This window comes from Mycobacterium sp. E3247, from assembly GCF_001667785.1.
In the GTDB taxonomy this organism is placed as follows: domain Bacteria; phylum Actinomycetota; class Actinomycetes; order Mycobacteriales; family Mycobacteriaceae; genus Mycobacterium.
In genome coordinates this window covers 1-556 of the sequence record NZ_LZJG01000562.1, presented here as the reverse complement: position 1 = coordinate 556, position 556 = coordinate 1, and the positions used below count along the sequence as shown (strand labels likewise).

Here is a 556-nt window from a genome sequence, read left to right as displayed (position 1 = left end):
TGGAATGCGACGAGGGCATCCTGTCCGGGGAATCCACCGGCTCGGAGAAGTCACCGACGCCGGTGGGAACCGACGTCGCGCTGACCGACATGACCGATGTGGCGTTCATGGGCACGATCGTGAGCGCGGGCGAAGGCTTGGCCGTCGTGTATGCCACCGGGAATCGCGCCGAGTTCGGCCGGATCGCGGCGGGTCTGAGTGAGCGCCAACCCGAGACCGACTTTCAGGTCGGCCTGCGCCGGTTTTCGTATCTGCTGCTCCGGGTCGCGGTTGCGCTGACCGCGCTGATTCTGGTCACCAACTTGATGTTGCACCGGCCGCTGATCAATTCGGCACTGTTTGCGCTGGCGATCGCGGTCAGCATCACGCCACAGCTTCTCCCCGCGGTGGTCAGCACCAGCCTGGCGACCGGTTCCCGACAACTGGCCAAAGCCAAGGTGCTGGTGAAGCGTCTGGTATGCATCGAGGACCTCGGCGACATCGACATCCTGATCACCGACAAGACCGGAACCTTGACGGAGGGACGGATCCGGCTGGTGGACGCCGTCGACGCCGG

Annotated in this window: 1 protein-coding gene; it reads left to right on the top strand. The window is 64.9% G+C overall.

The window, feature by feature from the left end; all coding sequences use genetic code 11:
* Positions 1-556: HAD-IC family P-type ATPase (locus tag A9X04_RS28980; RefSeq protein ID WP_156764589.1), on the top strand; the 556-nt coding region annotated here is incomplete at both ends.